This is a genomic window from Streptomyces sp. NPDC057136 (genome assembly GCF_042670885.1).
Taxonomy (GTDB): Bacteria; Actinomycetota; Actinomycetes; order Streptomycetales; family Streptomycetaceae; genus Streptomyces.
Genome location: NZ_JBHUUV010000013.1, coordinates 110,495 through 126,849, shown reverse-complemented (window position 1 = coordinate 126,849; position 16,355 = coordinate 110,495). Strand labels below are relative to the sequence as shown.

Genomic DNA, 16,355 nt, shown 5'->3' with positions numbered 1-16,355 from the left:
CGCCGGACAGGCCTAGGCGCCGCCCACCGAAGAGGTCATCGCGTCGGCGGCGAGCGGCTGCCGGTCCAGCGCGCGGGGGCTGCCGATGATCACCCTCGACGGCGTGGGGGCGGCCGGCGATGTGGTGGCCGCCGGGGTCGGCGCAGTGGCCTCCGCGGTGGCCCTGCTGAGCAGGATCACACCGCGTACGGCAGCCGCGGTGCCGAGCAGGGCCGGAATCAGACTGATCGCCCCGCCATGGAGCCGTTCCCCGAGCAGGGCCATGCCGACGGCTGCGGCGGCCACGGGGTTGGCCAGAGTGACGACCGCCAGCGGGGCGCCGAGGCCGCCCCGGAACGCGATCTGGGCCAGCAGCAGACCTCCCATCGCGAAGACCGAGATGAACAGCGCGACGGTCACCAGCCGCCAGCTGATCAGCGGCCCCGTGGTGTGGTCGGTGACGGCGACGGTGAGTGTCTGGGTGAGCGCCGAAGCGACACCTGACGTGATACCGGCCGCCGTCGCGTGACGCAGGCCCGGCCGGGTCCCGGGCCGGCCGAGTACGGCGACGATCGCCATCGTCGCCCCTCCCACACCGAGCGCCTCCGGCAGAGTCAGCGTCTGGTGCGCGGCACCGCCGCCCGCGGCGAGCAGCAGCGCGCCGAGGCCGAGCAGGGTGAGGATCGTGCCGCGCCATTCGGTACGGGTGACCCGGCGCCCCGCGGAACGCGCGCCGAGCGGGACCGCGGCGACCAGAGTGAGCGCCCCCAGCGGCTGGACCAGCGTCAGCGGACCGTACTTCAGCGCGACCACGTGCAGCAGTGCGCCTCCCGCGTTCAGACCGACCGCCGACCACCAGGCGCCCCGGCCCAGCATGCGCAACACCCCGTCGGACGGTTCGGTGCGTCCGGCGAGCCGGGCCTGCGCGACGGCGGCCAGCGCGTAGGCCACGGCGGAGACGAGGGACAGCGCGACCGCGATGAGCGTGGCGTTCATCGCGGGCCTCCGGACAGGGCGAGCGCCGCCGCCCCACTGGGCGCCGCGATGCCGGACGCGACCATCCCCGCCGCGGCGGGCGCGGGCACACCGGACACCGTTCCGGCGGTGGAGGGCCACGGGAGGTGGACCCGGGCCCGGGTGGGCTGCGGCAGCCGGAGCGCGGCGAAGGCGACGGCGAGCAGTGCCGATACGACGATGGCGTCCAGCCAGTAGTGGTTGGCGGTGCCAACGATGACGAGCAGCGTGGCCGCGGGATGCAGCAGCCACAGACAGCGCCACCGGGAGCGGGTGGCGACGATCAGGCCGACGGCGACCATCACGGCCCAGCCGAAGTGCAGCGAGGGCATCGCGGCGAACTGGTTGGCCATGGAGTCGGTCGCGGGCGTGTCCCCGTACACCGTCGGGCCGTACACCTGACCGGTGTCGACGAGGGCGGCGGCGTCCAGCATCCGGGGCGGGGCTAGCGGGAACAGCAGGTGGAGCGCGAGCGCGGCGCCGGTGAGCACGGCGAGGATGCGGCGCGACCAGACGTAATGACGGGGGCGGCGCCAGTACAGCCACACCAGGAACAGCAGTGTGGCGGGGAAGTGGACGGTCGCGTAGTAGGTGTTGGCCACCTGGATCAGCGTGTCGCTGTGCAGCAGCAGGCCCTGCACCGCTCCTTCGCCGGGGAGTCGCACGGCGCGCTCGAAGTCCCAGACGTGTCCGGCATTGCGGAACGCCTCCTCGACATGTCCGTTCGCGGCCTGACGGCCCAGTTTGTAGACGAGGAAGAGTCCTACGACGAGAAGAAGCTCGCGGACAAGGGGCGGTCGGGCAGAAGTGTCCGGCTCCCGTTCTGCAGGCTCTCTGCGGGCGTACATCACCCGGTGCCCCTTTGCTGACGAAGCGCTGTTACGGCGGCATGGCCCAGTCCATGCCGTATCGATACGCCAGTGTACCGATACGCGAACGTATCGGAACACTCGCGTATCGGTACACTGGCGTACCGAAGGACCTCGTCGCACCGTCGCTGAGAGGGAAAGCACATGTCGTCGCACGACGCCGCGCAGGAGTCAGCAGCCACATCCCGCCGATCGAAGATCACGCCGGAGCGGGCGCAGGAGCTCTATGCGGCGGTGCTGGATCTGATCCGGGAGAGCGGTTACGAGTCGCTGACCATGGAGGGAGTCGCCTCCCGCACGCGGTGCGGGAAGTCGACGCTCTACCGGCAGTGGGGCTCCAAGCCGGAGCTGGTCGTGGCTGCCCTGCACGGCACCAGGCGCATGCTGCTTCCGCCCATCGACACGGGCTCGCTCGCGGGCGACCTGCGGGAGGCCGCGCGGGCCATCGGCGCCGCCTCGGGGCGTGACACCCCGCTGTCGCACGCGCTGAGCCATGCCGCCCTGCAGAGCCCCGAGCTGCTGTGCGCCCTGCGCGAGGCACTGATCCTGCCGCAGATCGCCGCGATCGAGGACATGGTCGAGCGCGGCCGGGAGCGCGGCGAAATCGCCGCGGACGCCCCCGCGGCCGAGTTCGTGGCCACGCAGCTCCTGGGCGTCATGCGGGCCCGGCCCCTGCTGGAGGGGCGGTACGCCGATGCGGCGTATCTCACCCGCTTCGTGGAAAGCTCGATCCTTCCCGCACTGGGAATCGGAGCCGAGGCAGCCCCGCCCGGGGCCTGATGAACGTGGGCCGTCGTCCCCAGCGGAGGACGACGGCCCGCCCGCGCCGCACCGTGGGGACGGGGGCGGCGCACCGTCCGGTCGGCCGGTGACCTTGACAGAGGTCGCCGGCCGACCGCATTCCCGGCGTCATTCCTCCCACCTCACCCCCTCCTCTAACCAAACAAACAGTTGGTAGATTCACCACGGCCGGACAGCGACGTAGAGCGACAGCGGCAGAGGCGGATCATGGACTTCGGCAACCCGATCGACTTCACCGGGCGCGTAGCGATCGTCACCGGCGGAACCAAGGGCATCGGCGCCGCCATCGCCGAGGCGTTCCTCGCCGCGGGCGCGGACGTCCTCGTATGCGGCCGGAGCACACCGGCCACACTGCCGGGCAGCGGCGGGCGGCGGTGCGCGTTCCGGGCGACGGACGTCCGTGACCCGGCGGCGGCAGCGGCGCTCGTGGACACGGCCGTCGCCCGGTTCGGCCGGCTGGACGTGCTGGTCAACAACGCCGGCGGGTCACCCGCCGCGGACGCGGCCACCGCCTCCCCGCGCTTCGTGGAGAAGATCGTCGCCCTCAACCTGCTCGCCCCGTTCTACGTGGCGCAAGCCGCGAACCGGGTCATGCAGGGCCAGGACGAAGGCGGCTGCGTGATCAATATCGGCAGCGTCGCCGCCCGCACCCCGCAGCCCGGCACCGCCGCCTACACGGCCGCCAAGGCGGGCCTGCTGGGGCTGACCCGGGCCCTGGCCCTGGAGTGGGCCCCTCGGGTGCGCGTCAACCACATCACCACCGGCCTCATCCGCACCGAGGGCGCGGCAGAGGTGTACGGCGAGGACGGCGGGGCGGCCGTGGCGGGAGTCGTCCCGATGCGGCGGATGGCCGCCCCCGACGACGTCGCGCACGCCTGCCTGTATCTGGCGAGCGGTCTGGCGGCCTACGTCAACGGAGCCGATCTGGCGGTGCACGGCGGCGGGGAGCTGCCCGCCCGGTACCTCGCGGCAAAGACACCCCAAGACCCCTTTTCGTCCCCTTGACGATACAGTCGTCTCGTTATCGTCTAGGTGACGAGAATGAGGGGGACGGGATGGGCATGGCCGACATCACCAGGCGCTTCGGCTGGCGCCTCCTGCGCTCCGCGCCCACCGCGCACATCCGCCACCACAAGCGCGGCAAGCTCAGCCACGACGGCACGGGGCTCAGCTTCTGGCACCGGTCTCTGACCGCGGCGCTCTCCGAGGTGCCGGTCGACGACCGCGAGCTCGCCATGGCCTTCCACGCACGCACCGCCGACTTCCAGGACGTCACCGTGCAGGCCACCGTGACAACTTCTCCGTGGACCCGGACGCCGGCGCCTGGCGCAGCTCCACTGGAGCAGATCGGCACCCTGCTCACGGAGACCGCGTAGCAGCACACGCTCGACGCCCTGGCCCGTACGCCGCTCGCCGCCGCGCTCGTGGACGGCGTCGCCGCGGTACGGGAACGGGTCGCCGCGGGCCTCGCCGCCGAACCCCGCCTGCCCGACACCGGCATCGACGTCGCGGCCGTGCGCGTGGTGGCCATCCGGCCCGAGGCGGAGGTCGAGCGGGCGCTGCGGACCCCGGCCCGGGAACAGATCCAGCAGGAGGCCGACCGGGCCACCTACGAACGCCGGGCCGTCGCGGTCGAGCGCGAACGGACCATCGCCGAGAACGAGCTCGCCAGCCAGATCGAACTGGCCCGCAGGGAAGACCCGAAGGTACGGGATCCATCGCCGGACGATGCGGGAGGCGCTGCGGAGCCCTGACAGGTCGGGCGCGGTTCTTCGTCTTGGTCCATGGGGACAGAACGAGGACGCGTTCGCGGCCCCTCAGTCGATACAGAACTCGTTGCCCTCGATGTCCTGCATCGGGATGCACGACTCGTTGGTGCCATCGGCAAGCAGCGTTCGCACGTGTACCGCGCCGAGCGGGACCAGTCGTGCGCATTCGGTCTCAAGTGCGGCGAGGCGCTCTTTACCTACGAGTCCGGTGCCGACCCGCACGTCAAGATGCAGCCGGTTCTTGGCGGCCTTCCCTTCCGGGACGCGCTGGAAGTACAGTCGCGGGCCCACCCCTGAGGGATCACTGCAGGCGAACCATGAATCCCGCTGCTCAGGTGGCTGCGAGCGCTTGAAATCGCCCCAAGTGGCAAACCCCTCCGGTGGCGGCGGTACGACGTACCCCAACACCTCGCACCAGAAACGAGCGAGGCGCTCAGGTTCTGCGCAGTCGAAGGTGACTTGGAACTGCTTGATCGATGCCATCAGTCCTCCATAACGCGTGCTGTTCACCGAAACCCCGGATGTCATCGCCGCGTGGAGAGCAGACGCGCCACCAGGGATGCATCGATGTCCACCCGGTCGTCGTGCAACTTGGTGACCTCGGTCAAGGCTGGCGAGCCTGCCACATGATCATCCGAGGCTCAACCAATTTTCCACCTGCTGACCGGGGTTGTGCCTAACGTGCCTGGGGGCAGCCGTGCCATCCGACGCGGACAGATACTGGACAGCTATAGATAAAGATGGACGCCCGGGGCGAGCACCAGATCTTCTCGGAGCTGCGCGGGATGGCGCCGGACCGGATCACCCTGGTCGTCCCCCCACCGCCTGGACAATGTGAGGATGGCCGACCGGACCATCGTCCTCGACAAGGGCAGCATCCGGGAGGAAGGGACCTTCGAACAGCTGGCGCACGCGGGCGGACTCTTCGCCGAGCCGTACGCGCTGTCGCAGGACCACTGACGACACCGGGCGCCGCGTCCGACCCACCGGGCACGGCGCCCCCGTCCCGTACGCGCAGGGAGCAGAGCAGCATGACCACTGATTCCGTGGACCGTCATACCCGCAACACCCGTCCGCCGGTGGCGCAGGCGGCGCTCGGCGTGGGCGTCATCGTGCAGGACCAGGAGGGCCGGATCCTGCTGGGCCGGCACCGGAGCGGTACGTGGGAGCTGCCGGGCGGCAAGGTCGACCCGACGAACGAGTCCATCGCCGCCGCGGCCGCAAGGGAGCTGCGCGAGGAGACCGGGCTAGAGGTTTCCGAGAACGCGGTGACGGTCTTCGCGATGCTGCACGATGTGGTCGGCGGCATCAACCGCATCTCCATGGGGGCCGTGGTGACGGTGGGGTCCGGAGTCCCCGAGGTGACCGAGCCGGAGCTGATCAGCACCTGGCGGTGGACCGGCCTCGACGAGATCCCGGAGCCGCTGTTCCACCCCTCGGCGCAGGTCCTGACGGCATGGCGCCCGGACCTCGCCATCAAGCACCCGGCGGCGCACCGGCTGCCCATCGGAACGGCGCCCCGGGCCGATTGACCCGTACGCCAGCCCCCCAGCCTCTCCGGGATGCAGGACATCAGGTACGCATGTATGAATAGGAGACAAATCAGGCGAACGGAGTACACCTGTGGACGATTACCCGCTCCTGAATGTCTTCCTCACCATGCTGTACCTGTTTCTCTGGGTGATGTGGTTCTTCCTGCTCTTCAAGGTGGTCACGGATATCTTCCGAGACCATTCGCTGAGCGGCTGGGGCAAGGCCGGCTGGCTGGTCTTCGTCATCCTCCTGCCCTATCTCGGCGTGCTGGTCTATCTCATCGCCAGGGGCCGGAGTATGGGCGAACGCGACGTGAAGCAGGCCAAGGACCAGGAAGCCGCCTTCCAGCAGTACGTGCGGCAGGCCGCCGGCAGCGAGGGCGAAGGCGGCAAGAGCCATGTGACGGACCTGGCGAGGCTCGCCCAGCTGAAGGACAAGGGCGATCTGACCCCGGAGGAGTACGAGAAGGCGAAGGCAAAGCTGCTTGTCTGACCCACTCCTGACACGCCGAGAGGCCGTATCGGATTCCTCCGGTACGGCCTCTCGCTTACGACTCCTACGAGTCGGGACGACACGATTTCAACCTGCGACCCCTTGACTCCAGGAGTGAGGGGCGGGGGTATTTTTTGGACATAACAGGCTTAATGGGGGCGTAAGTTGAGTGCAGCAGCCGCGAGCATTGCTCGCCCCCGGCGGGCGGGTGCAGCCCAGCCGCCCTGGTGACTTCAAGCGGGTCGGCCCCTACCGCATCATCGACCGCCTCGGCTCGGACGGCATGGGCACCGTTCACGCCGGCCTCGACCTGGCCGGGTTCCCCACGCCGCGTGACCCCGCGCTGCGCTCGCCGCGCCCAACAACCTCCGTGCCATCAACCCCGAACACCAGCACCGTCGCCGGGGTGCCGGGGGCAATTGGGCCTTGATTGCCTGCTGGTGCGCGTAGGGCAGGACAGGTGTAGAGAGGAGGAGTGTTGCATCGCTTCGTCGGTCCTCGATGGTCGGCGCGAGGTGGCCGTGGGCTGGCGGCCGTCCCGATCGCGCTGATCGTGGCGGTCGTCGTGGTCGACGTTCTTGCCCCGCCCGATATCCACCTGGGTCCCTTGCTGGTCGCAGCACCAGCGATCACTGCTTCGTTCGCCGGCCCATGGGGGACGGGGCTCGTTGCCGCCCTCGCGGTGGCGGCTCAGGCGGTCGTCGCGGTGCTGCGCGATCGCGACGAACTGTTCTCAGCGAACCACCAGGCCCAGATCGCCGCCCTGGTCCTGGTCGGATCGAGCCTCGTGATCTTCTGCGTATTGCGGGAGCGCCGTGCGCATGAACTGACGCAAGTGAGGTACGTGGCCGAGACCGCCCAGCGCGTCGTCCTACCGCCGCTACCAAAGCGGATCGGGCCGCTGCAGGTCGCTTCTCTCTATCTTGCTGCCGAGGCCGAGGCGCAGATCGGCGGTGACCTGTATGCGGCCGTACGCGCCAGCTCCGGCACCCGCCTGATCATCGGCGACGTTCGGGGCAAAGGCATGACCGCCGTCGGTGACGCCGCCCTGCTACTCGGCGCGTTCCGGGCCGCCGCCCACCGCCAGGCGACTCTGGCCGAGCTGGTTACCTATCTCGACGGCAGCGTGTGCTGGAGCCTGTCTGAACCCGGAGAGACGGATCAGTCCGGAGAGACCTTCATCACCGCCGCCATTCTGGATATCCCCGACCAGGGCAGCAGGGTCCACATGATCAGCTGCGGGCACCCGTCCCCGGTCGTGCTGCGCAATGGCCGTACCTTGACGATCGATGCCTCCCAGCCCGCTCCTCCGCTAGGCCTCGGCGAACTGACGCACCCTCGCTACCACATCGACACATTCACGTTCGAGGTAGGAGACCTCCTGTTGCTCTACACGGACGGAGTAATCGAGGCCCGCGACTCCACCGGTGCCTTCTATGCACTCACCGAGCGAATCACGGGCTGGACCGAGAACAACCCCCACGCATTCCTGAATCGCCTCCGGCATGATCTGCTCGACCACGTCGGCGGACGGTTGGGCGACGACGCCGCCATGATCGCGATTGAGCGCCTACCCACGCCGACATGATGTGAAGCGGAGGCCGATCTTCGGGTTGGCCAGTGCCCAGATGATCGGCATGCCTGTGGGGGTACATACCAGGCGCCGGTCTAGCTCCGTACTTCGCGGGCAGTTCGTTCAGGTCTCTGGCCAGCGGGTGTGTGGGTTCCAGGCCGAGGAGGTCGAGCAGGTGGAGCTGGATGTCCCGGGCGATGACGGGTGGGTCGGTGGCGCTGCCGATCCGTAGCCTCAGGTCGGACAGGTGGTAGAGGATCATCCGGCCGGTGGGTCGCACCTTCTGGCCGCCCGGTGAGCTCCCTCAGGTGTGGGGCGATGGCATCCAGGGCCGCGCCAGACGGTCGTCATTGAGCAGCTCCGCCTCAATCCCGAAGACTTCCTCCGCCGCCCATTCCCGGGCCCAGCGACCCACTCGCCACAAGGGCGCGGGCGCGGTCAGCCGGTTGGCCACAAGCACCTCGACGACCTGCCCGTGCGTCACATGGGCGATGTCACGGCCCGGGCACAGCCGGTCGACGGTCCCGGTCACATCCAGCCGGCACAGGAACTCGGCAGCAACAGGCAGAGCACCCAGACGCTTCTCCACCACGGAGGTGACCACACATTCCATGCGCGGGAGCACCGTCCGCGGCCGCGGGGACCGGGAAGACTTCTTCACACCCCGGTCAACACATCCGCCCCCGGACCGGACACGGCCAGACCTCGACTCCACCGGAAACGGCGTAAACGATCTTCACTCGCGAGGAGGTAGGTCGGAAAGGCTCAGTTGTCAGTTCGCAGCCGGGGAAGCTGTGTCGTCGGCCTTGATGTCGAAGTTGATCTGGTCTCCAGCGACAGAGGAAACGGTGACCGACACGCCCACGGTGCTGCCGTCATCCGCTGTGAGCGTGCAACGGGTGGTGTTGCCGACCTTCCCGACGAGATCCTCGGGACAGGCAACGTCTGGCGTCGGCTGGCCCGTTGTGGCGGCGAGCTTTTCGGCGACTGTGGTGGCCAGCTTGTCCTTGGACAGTTTTGGCTCGGAGTTTCCAACGCTGACGGAGCCCGAGCAGCCGACGAGCAGCACGCCGGCGGCTACGGCCGAGAGGCTCCAAGTTGCTGCGGACAAGCGGGCTATGGTCATGGTGGGCTCCATTCCGGATGATCAAAATAACAAGTGGCCGGAAGCCTACTGTCCGTGCGTCAGGCGCGCACTCGCACCGCCCGGACACACCTCATCGACGATCCCGGCTGCATCCAGCCGGCGCAGAAACTCGGCAGCGACAGGCAGAACACCTAGACGCTTCTCCACCGGACGTCACCACCACTTCGAGGCGCTGACGCTCAGACCGTGGCCGCAGGGACCGGGAAGTCATCGACACACCCCGACCAACGCCACACCACCGGCCCGGGACACCCCCGGACCGGTCACACCATACGAATCAACGACCCGCGAAGTCCGGGTCCAGCCGCAGCCAGTCCCCACAGCCTTCGTGGTCGCCCGCGGAGCCGGTTCTCGTTCAGCCGCTACCTCAGACTCAGCTCCGCCTCAACAGTCTGACCTGTGCAGCGCGGCGACGGTTCCCGCGGTGCAGGTGCCGTTGAGGTGCTGCGACTGCGCGCCCTCGGCGGGCGGCCAGCTCCGGAGTTACAAACCCGTGGCCTATCGGGCGTCTTCCGCCCGCCGGCCCGCGCGGGACGCCGCCCGGCGGAACCGTCAGGCGGCGCGGCAGAGCACTGCGGGGCCGGTCGGGGCCGAGGCGCGGGCCACGGTCGCGTGCACGGGACGGGCGGTGCGGACGGTGGCCGCAGCCTGCGAGCGGCTCCGCGCGAAGACGACGAGGCGCAGCACCGCGAACCGCGCGACACCGGCGAGGGCGGAGGCCGACAGGTAGACGACCTGCTCGAGCACCGCGCTGGGCGCCGCCAACAGCTGCTGCAGGACAAGCATCGCCACGCAGGTCACCGCGTACGCGGCCGCCGCGGACCCGGCCGACTGCGCATGCTGGCGCCAGGTCGCGCGGCCGCCCGCGCCGAAGGTGAAGCGGGCGTGCAGCTCGGTGGCGAGAAGCGTGGAGGCCACGGTGATCAGGGCGTTGGCCAGGACCCAGGGAATCCAGGAGGCGAGGCCCGCCACGGCGAAGCTGGAGGCGAGCCCCACCCCGCCGCCGCAGAGCACGAAGCGGGCGAAGGCGGTGAAGGCGCCGGGTGCCGCCTGCTGCTGGCTCTGTGCTGTCTCCATGATCCAACTCCTTTGATGGCCCACCGTGCCGCCCATGACGTCATTATGGCACATCTATGGTGCCACTGTGAGCCGCACATGACGCCATCCGCGTTGCGAATGGCGCCACGGCGTGAAAGGAGTCGTGAATGTGCAGGTCAGCGTCGGCGCAGCTTCGGTGCGCGCCAGGGCGCGTTGCGGATGCCGCGTCCGTGTCACGCGGGAGCCGTTTGGGCTGCTGTCAGCCTTCCGTGCGGAGATGTCGCGTCCATGACCAGGAGGGCGGACACGTTGCTCGAGCTGACCGACGCGCTGCTGTGTGCCGAGCCCGGGGCCGGGGCGGCGTGGCGGACGGGTTCGCAGGGTGCCCGGTGGCCTTGCGGTGGATGTCGAGCCGGTCGGGGTCGGGGAACATGTGCGGGTCGCGGTTGGTGGCCTGCACGGAAATGGTCACCGTCTCGCCCGCCCTGATGAGTTCGCCCTCCACCTCCACGTCCTCGTGCGCCGACCGCGCCGGCGGGTCGGCCACGCTGAGGTAGCGCAGCAGCTCCTCCACGGCCTGCTCGGCGAGCGCGGGGTCGGCGCGCAGGGCCTCGAGCTGGTCGGGGTTGCTCAGCAGGGCGAAGGTTCCGAGGCCGAGCATGTTCGCGGTGGTGTCGAGCCCGGCGGCGAGCAGCAGCCCGCCCAGTCCGTCCAGCTCCCCGTCTGTGAGGTCGGAGGTGGTCAGATCACTGAGCAGGTCGTCGGTGGGCTCGGCGCGCTTGGCGAGGAACAGTTCGTTCACGTACTGGAGCAGCGCCATATCGGCCTCGCCCTTCGCCTCCACATCCGCCGTCTGGTCGAAGATGGTCGCCACCTGGCTCTGGAAGCGAAGCACTCCCGGGCGGCGTACTGCACGCCGAGCAGCTCGCAGATCATGAGCTCGGGCTCGGGCTCGGGCTCGGGCTCGGGCTCGGGCTCGGGCTACGCAAACGCTTCCAACAGGTCGACCGTGGGCCCGACCTGCTCCATGGCGTTCAGGCACTCGGTGGTGAACTGCTCGGCTCACGCCACAAGTTGACGCATGCGGCGGACGGTGAACCTACCGGTGAGCAGGCGCCGGTAGCAGGTGTGCTCAGGCATCTGTGGCCTCAGGCGCGGTGGATCTCGATGTCGCCGGCCGCGGTGTGGGCGCGGACCTCGACGGTGTTCTCGGAGGCTCCGGGGCCGTCGGACGGGCCGAGCGAGTTGCGTACGGCGCCGGCGCCGGTGTGCACATCGAGCCAGGCGGCGGTGGCCTCGCGGATGCCGACCCCGATGTTCCCGGCGGAGGTCCGCAGCGTGACCTTGCCGCGTACCACTTCGCCGATCCGGACGGAGCCGTTGGCGGACTTGGCCTCGACCGAGTCGTGGGCGAGTCCGACCACGACCGCGCCGTTGGACGAGCCCACCCGCAGCTCGCCGACGACCTCGTCGATCGTGGACTCGCCGTTGGAGTTCTTCACGGTGGCCCCGCCGCCGATCCGGCCGACCTGGACCCGGCCGGAGCCGCGGATCTCGGCATCGCCTGCCACGCTCGCCACGCGGATATCGCCGTGACCGGTCTTGAGGTGGGCACTGGCCGCGTTCTCCACCTGGATGTCGCCCATCCCGGTCTGGATCCTGCAGTCCGCAACGTCTCCCTCGACGGTGACGTTCACCATCGGGGACTTACACCGGATCTCGGACCCGGCCGGCAGCTCGACGGTGATGTCGACCGATGCGCTCTTGCCGAACAGAGAGCGCTTATTGGGCCCCGTGACCGTCAGCCGGCCGCCGGAGCAGCTGACTTTGGTCTGCTCCGCCGCCAGGACGTCCTTCTTGTCGTCGGTGGTCGGCCGCACTTCGACGACCGTGTCCAGGCGCTTGCCCGCGGTGATCCACAGGGAGCCCATCTCGAACTCGAGGGTGGCGGTAATGGCTTCGGGGGTTTCGAAAGTAGGCATGGCTGTCCCGTCCTCTTGGCTCTGATGGGTGTTCCCGCCGGTCGGGCGGGGCGTCGGTGCAGGGTGAAGCGGAAGTGGGTGCGGGCCGGGGCGTACGAGTCAGCGGACCCAGCCGGTGTAGCCCTTGTGCCCCGTGGAGCGGCTGTCCGGCCCGGGCCGGCGCGGCTCGGCGGCGGGTTCCAGGGCGGTGGAGACGGCCCGCACCAGCCAGGCATTGACCGAGAGGCCTTCCTTCCCGGCGGCGTCCTCGACCTTGGTCTTGAGGTGGGCGGGGAGCCGGAGGTTGATCCGGGCTGTGGCGCCGTCGTCCCCGTCGGCCGGGGCGGCGGACGGTGCGGGCGTCCACGCGGCGGCCGGCGCCGGCTCGTCCTCCTCGTACCGCTCCGGCGCGGGCGGCGCCGTCACCACGAACTCCGGGTCGAGTCCGCGCAGCCGCACGTCGACCGAGCCCGGCGCCAGCTCCCGCGTGACCTCGTCCATGGCGTCCGACAGTGCGTTCAGGAGGGTCAGGCGGGCGGCGGATTCCAGGGGGGCGGTCAGCCGCTCGGCGAGGGCGCGGGCGTCGTCCCCGCCGGCGTCCGCGGCGACGGCCAGCTCCTGCCGGAGGTTGTCGATGTAAGGCGTGAGGTCCATGACGCCATCATGGCACAGCAATTACGCCACGGCGAGCCAGATTGGCTTCCCTTTGACATCTACGGCGTTGACCTGGGCCTTCTTCCTCACATCGCTGTGTCGTGGAGCCGCATTGACGGTGAGGTGACTTGCGGTGACACAGTGGCGGTGCCATGGTGGCACCACTCGAGCGACGGGTCTGGCGTCACCGCACCGCCGGTCTGGCGCCATTAGTGAGGCCGCTCCCCGTCCCGCTGCCGCACCCCGCTCGGCCGTGTGCATTTCGGCCTTTCCAACCCACCGACAGGAGTTCCCAGCCGTGGCTACCTTCCTCTACAAACTGGGCCGTCTCGCCTTCCGGCGGCGATGGCTGATGGCGCTGCTGTGGGTGGTGATCTTCTGCGGTGCGGGTTTCGCCGCCTCCGCCGCCCCGGCGCCGCCCGCCGACACCTTCTCGATGCCCGGTACGGAGTCGCAGAAGGCCTTTGACCTGCTGGAGAAGAAGTTCCCGGACGCGAGCGCCGACGGCGCGAGTGCCCGGGTCGTGGTCCGCGCACCCGAGGGCGAGAAGATCTCCGCCCCCGTACAGAAGGCCCACGTCGCGGCGCTGGTCGCGCAGTTGAAGAAGTCCCCGCAGGTGGCCTCGGTGAGCGACCCGTTCAGGACGAAGGCGGTGAGCAAGGACGGCTCCACCGCCTACGCCATCGCCACCTACAAGGTCCCCGCCGCCAAGATCGGCGACAAGACGCACGATGCGCTCGACGACGCACTGGCCAAGGCCCGCGACGGCGGTCTGACCGCGGAGGCCGGCGGCGACGCCGTGAAGATCGACGCCGCGATGAGCGGCACCGGCGAGAAGATCGGCATCCTCGTCTCCGCCGTGGTCCTCGTCCTCACCTTCGGCTCGGTGATCGCCGCCGGGATGCCCCTGCTCACGGCCCTCATCGGCGTCGGCATCGGCCTCTCCGCGATCACGGCGCTCGGCGCCACCCTCGGCCTGTCCAGCACCACTTCCACCCTGGCGATGATGCTCGGCCTCGCCGTCGGCATCGACTACGCCCTGTTCATCGTCTCCCGCTACCGCACCGAGCTCACCGAGGGCCGCGACCGCGCCGACGCCGCCGGACGGGCGGTCGGCACCGCGGGCTCCGCGGTCGTCTTCGCCGGGCTCACCGTCATCGTGGCCCTCGCGGGCCTGGCCGTGGTGAACATCCCGATGCTCACCAAGATGGGCCTGGCCGCCGCGGGCACCGTCGCCATCGCCGTCCTCGTCGCCCTCACCTTCGTGCCGGCGCTGCTCGGCTTCGCGCCGGTCAAGGTCCTTCGCCGCCGGGACCGCAAGCAGTTCTCCGACAAGCCGCTCAGCGCCCGCCAGCAGCGCAAGGCCACCAAGCGCGCCGAGAAGGACGCCCGGCGCAAGGCCAACCTCGGCTCCCGCTGGGCCAGTTACATCCTGCGCCACCCCGTCGCCGTACTGCTCCTGGCCATCCTCGGCCTCGGCGCGGTCGCCGTGCCCGCCGCCAGCCTGGAGCTCGGTTTGCCCGGCGAGGGCACCATGGCCCCCGACACCACCCAGCGCAAGGCCTACGACATGCTCTCGGAGTCCTTCGGTGCCGGGTTCAACGGGCCGCTGATGATCACCGTGGAGGGCCAGGACGCGGCCGCCGCGGCCGACACCGTCGCCAAGCGAATCGCCGACCAGGACGGCGTCGCCACCGTCACCCCGGCCACGCCCAACGAGGCCGGCGACACCGCGATCCTGAACGTCGTCCCGGCCACCGGCCCCACCGACGGCGCGACCGAGGACTTGGTGCGCCACCTGCGCTCCCTCGCCGACGGCTTCCAGGCCGACACCGGCGCCGAGGTCCTGGTCACCGGCCAGACCGCGATGTTCATCGACTTCTCCGAGACCCTCGACGACGCGCTGCTTCCCTATCTCGGCCTGGTCGTGGGCCTGGCGTTCCTGCTCCTGATGGTGGTCTTCCGCTCGGTCCTCGTGCCCCTCAAGGCCGCGCTCGGCTTCCTGCTCTCGGTGACCGCCGCGCTCGGCGCCGTCGTCGCGGTCTTCCAATGGGGCTGGCTCGCCGACGTCTTCGGCGTCGACCAGCCGAGCCCGATCATGAGCACGATGCCGATCTTCATGATCGGTGTGGTATTCGGCCTCGCCATGGACTACGAGGTGTTCCTGGTGAGCCGCATGCGGGAGGCGTACGTCCACGGGGCGCGGCCCGCCGAGGCCGTCGTCACCGGCTTCCGCTACAGCGGCCGGGTGGTCGCCGCAGCCGCCGCCATCATGATCAGCGTGTTCTCCGGCTTCATCGTGGAGGACAACGACTTCATCAAGATGATCGGCTTCGGCCTCGCGGCCGCGGTGCTCTTCGACGCCTTCATCGTCCGCATGACAATCGTCCCCGCCCTGTTCGCCCTGCTCGGCAAGTCCGCCTGGTGGCTGCCACGCTGGCTCGACCGGCTGCTTCCCAACCTCGACGTCGAGGGCGAGAAGCTCTCCCGCACGGCCCCGGCCGGACGGGTGGCGCCTACGCGCCGCGAACATGAACTGGTCGACTAGCGACCCGGGTTGACCGTGGTCAGGCCCAGCGGCTCGGCGCCGCTGGGCCGGCCGCGTACGGCAACCGCGTGCCCGACCGGAGCCTGTGGACCCGGCGGACCGTACAGAACGGCACCCTCCGGGAGGCATGCGGGACCTCGACCGGCTCGCGCACCGCGTCGAACGGGACACCGCCCACTCGGTCTTCACGATCTCGGGCCTGTCCTGACCCCGTCGTCGTCCAGCGCGGCAGCGGCCTGAACCGCCAGGTCGAGGGCGACCAGCCGAGCCTCCAGCGGCGGCGGTACGGAGCCAGGTTCGGGGGTCAGCAGGAAGCGGCCCTGGTACCGCCCGTGGACGATAGCGCGCAGTTCGATCTCCCCCTCCGGCCAGCCCTGCCGCTCCAGGTCCCAGATCCAGCCGGCCACCTTCACCGTCCCGTCCGGGTCCAGCCGCGGCAGACGCCCGATGAGCGTGCCGTACTCGAAACGGCACGCCCGCAGCTCCAGCACCTCGACCAGTTCGTGCCGCACCCGTTGGACGACGTCGTCGGAGGACGTACTGAAGCGGGCCAAGTGGGTCGTGCCATGCAACCGCTCCAGGTGCGTGGCGTCCGTGACCGCGATCCGCTTCATCGTCCGGCCGCGCGCGGCCAGCTGGGACACGATCAGGCCGACGACCAGGAGCAGCACAGCGGTCTCGATGTCGGCCCGGTCCTGGATGTGGAAGCTCTGGTACGGCTCAGTGTGGAAGAAGTCGAACCATGCGGAGGCCGACAGGGCGGCGAGCGCGCCGGCAAACCGGTTGCCGAACGCCGACACGGCCACGATCACGACCACGAGCAGCAGCGCGAGATTGGTGTGCGTGACGGACGTCCGCAGCGGCATCAGCACAAGAGCCGCTGCAAACGGTGCCAGGGCTCCGGCGGCGACGGCGGCCGTGTCCCGAAGCGGAAAACTCATGATCCACCTCGCAGGATCCAGCCCCCCGGCATCCCT

16 protein-coding genes and 1 pseudogene are annotated in these 16,355 nt (G+C 69.9%); 7 read left to right on the top strand and 10 right to left on the bottom strand.

Annotated features, from left to right (window positions below; genetic code table 11):
• Positions 1-12: 12 nt before the first annotated feature.
• Together ACFT7S_RS18285 and ACFT7S_RS18280 are read right to left on the bottom strand one after the other, a co-directional pair.
• Positions 13-975 (bottom strand): hypothetical protein, encoded by a 963-nt coding sequence (locus ACFT7S_RS18285; RefSeq protein ID WP_382732773.1) that lies wholly within the window; start codon positions 973-975, stop codon positions 13-15.
• Complete coding sequence (locus ACFT7S_RS18280) at positions 972-1,844, bottom strand: phosphatase PAP2 family protein (RefSeq protein WP_382732771.1); 873 nt, start codon at positions 1,842-1,844, stop codon at positions 972-974. Before ACFT7S_RS18280 ends, ACFT7S_RS18285 begins: the two co-directional genes overlap by 4 nt.
• 162 nt (positions 1,845-2,006) lie before the next feature.
• On the opposite strand from ACFT7S_RS18280, the gene ACFT7S_RS18275 reads away from it, so the two are divergent.
• The 3 genes and pseudogenes from ACFT7S_RS18275 to ACFT7S_RS18265 form a co-directional block, all read left to right on the top strand.
• Positions 2,007-2,642 carry a TetR/AcrR family transcriptional regulator gene (locus ACFT7S_RS18275; protein ID WP_382732769.1) on the top strand — a complete coding sequence of 212 codons (636 nt, stop codon included), beginning with the start codon at positions 2,007-2,009 and terminating at the stop codon, positions 2,640-2,642.
• 228 nt (positions 2,643-2,870) lie between these two features.
• Positions 2,871-3,668, top strand: coding sequence for an SDR family oxidoreductase (locus tag ACFT7S_RS18270; RefSeq protein WP_382732767.1), 798 nt, complete (start codon positions 2,871-2,873; stop codon positions 3,666-3,668).
• A gap of 56 nt (positions 3,669-3,724) precedes the next feature.
• A pseudogene (locus tag ACFT7S_RS18265) lies at positions 3,725-4,372 on the top strand (SPFH domain-containing protein); the annotation flags it as partial.
• A gap of 108 nt (positions 4,373-4,480) precedes the next feature.
• Here the strand turns inward: ACFT7S_RS18265 and ACFT7S_RS18260 are convergent.
• The gene (locus ACFT7S_RS18260; protein WP_382732765.1) at positions 4,481-4,915 is read right to left on the bottom strand and encodes a VOC family protein; all 435 of its coding nucleotides are present in this window, start codon (positions 4,913-4,915) and stop codon (positions 4,481-4,483) included.
• A 548-nt stretch (positions 4,916-5,463) separates the two neighbouring features.
• Here ACFT7S_RS18260 and ACFT7S_RS18255 point away from each other — a divergent pair.
• The 3 genes from ACFT7S_RS18255 (at position 5,464) to ACFT7S_RS18245 (ending at position 8,045) form a co-directional block, all read left to right on the top strand.
• Entirely contained in the window at positions 5,464-5,964 is a 501-nt protein-coding gene (locus tag ACFT7S_RS18255) for an NUDIX hydrolase (RefSeq protein ID WP_382732763.1), read from the top strand.
• Positions 5,965-6,055: 91 nt separating this feature from the next.
• Positions 6,056-6,457, top strand: a complete 402-nt coding sequence (locus ACFT7S_RS18250) for an SHOCT domain-containing protein (protein WP_382732761.1) — start codon at positions 6,056-6,058, stop codon at positions 6,455-6,457.
• 478 nt (positions 6,458-6,935) lie between these two features.
• Complete coding sequence (locus ACFT7S_RS18245) at positions 6,936-8,045, top strand: PP2C family protein-serine/threonine phosphatase (RefSeq protein WP_382732760.1); 1,110 nt, start codon at positions 6,936-6,938, stop codon at positions 8,043-8,045.
• A gap of 289 nt (positions 8,046-8,334) precedes the next feature.
• Here ACFT7S_RS18245 and ACFT7S_RS18240 read toward each other — a convergent pair whose 3' ends face one another.
• From ACFT7S_RS18240 to ACFT7S_RS18215, 6 genes are all read right to left on the bottom strand, one after another.
• Complete coding sequence (locus ACFT7S_RS18240; RefSeq protein WP_382732758.1) at positions 8,335-8,622, bottom strand: DUF4277 domain-containing protein; 288 nt, start codon at positions 8,620-8,622, stop codon at positions 8,335-8,337.
• Positions 8,623-8,802: 180 nt separating this feature from the next.
• Complete coding sequence (locus ACFT7S_RS18235) at positions 8,803-9,156, bottom strand: DUF4333 domain-containing protein (protein ID WP_382732756.1); 354 nt, start codon at positions 9,154-9,156, stop codon at positions 8,803-8,805.
• A 573-nt stretch (positions 9,157-9,729) separates the two neighbouring features.
• Positions 9,730-10,254 (bottom strand): hypothetical protein, encoded by a 525-nt coding sequence (locus tag ACFT7S_RS18230; protein ID WP_382732754.1) that lies wholly within the window; start codon positions 10,252-10,254, stop codon positions 9,730-9,732.
• Between the two features lie 220 nt (positions 10,255-10,474).
• Positions 10,475-11,110 carry a cytochrome P450 gene (locus ACFT7S_RS18225; RefSeq protein WP_382732752.1) on the bottom strand — a complete coding sequence of 212 codons (636 nt, stop codon included), beginning with the start codon at positions 11,108-11,110 and terminating at the stop codon, positions 10,475-10,477.
• 253 nt (positions 11,111-11,363) lie between these two features.
• Positions 11,364-12,197 (bottom strand): DUF4097 domain-containing protein, encoded by an 834-nt coding sequence (locus tag ACFT7S_RS18220; protein WP_382732750.1) that lies wholly within the window; start codon positions 12,195-12,197, stop codon positions 11,364-11,366.
• Positions 12,198-12,296: 99 nt separating this feature from the next.
• Positions 12,297-12,830 carry a hypothetical protein gene (locus ACFT7S_RS18215; protein WP_382732748.1) on the bottom strand — a complete coding sequence of 178 codons (534 nt, stop codon included), beginning with the start codon at positions 12,828-12,830 and terminating at the stop codon, positions 12,297-12,299.
• Positions 12,831-13,128: 298 nt separating this feature from the next.
• Here ACFT7S_RS18215 and ACFT7S_RS18210 point away from each other — a divergent pair, with 298 nt between their 5' ends.
• The gene (locus ACFT7S_RS18210) at positions 13,129-15,378 is read left to right on the top strand and encodes an MMPL family transporter (RefSeq protein ID WP_382732746.1); all 2,250 of its coding nucleotides are present in this window, start codon (positions 13,129-13,131) and stop codon (positions 15,376-15,378) included.
• Positions 15,379-15,563: 185 nt separating this feature from the next.
• Here ACFT7S_RS18210 and ACFT7S_RS18205 read toward each other — a convergent pair whose 3' ends face one another.
• Positions 15,564-16,319, bottom strand: a complete 756-nt coding sequence (locus tag ACFT7S_RS18205) for a DUF4118 domain-containing protein (RefSeq protein ID WP_382732744.1) — start codon at positions 16,317-16,319, stop codon at positions 15,564-15,566.
• Positions 16,320-16,355 lie beyond the last annotated feature (36 nt).